This is a genomic window from Paraburkholderia sp. SIMBA_027 (assembly GCF_046535315.1).
In the GTDB taxonomy this organism is placed as follows: domain Bacteria; phylum Pseudomonadota; class Gammaproteobacteria; order Burkholderiales; family Burkholderiaceae; genus Paraburkholderia; species Paraburkholderia tropica.
Genome location: NZ_JAWRWY010000567.1, coordinates 1 through 272 on the forward strand (window position 1 = coordinate 1; position 272 = coordinate 272).

At 64.0% G+C, this 272-nt stretch carries 1 pseudogene; it reads right to left on the reverse strand.

The annotated features are described in order from the left end of the window. Positions 1 to 272: pseudogene (locus SB764_RS40275) on the reverse strand (amidase); the annotation flags it as partial.

The following is a 272-nucleotide window of genomic DNA, read 5'->3' on the forward strand; positions in this document are numbered from 1 at the left end:
GCGCGTTTTTTCGGGTTGGCGTAAGCCCCAGCCAGGTTGCCATGCACCAACCAGTGGCGATGCACCAGCCAACTACGCCACAGGCGCGCCATGGAAAAGTCCGGCAGGCAGCGTTCGACGTTGCAACCCAGCGTGGCGAAATCCCCGAGGGCCGATTCGCACAGGCTCATGATCCCGTCTTCCATCGGCAGGTAGCCGTTATAGTCGCCCAACCAGCCCAGGCGCGAGCCCTTGAAGTCACGCGCCAAGGGTTGGCCCAGGACGCGCGGATC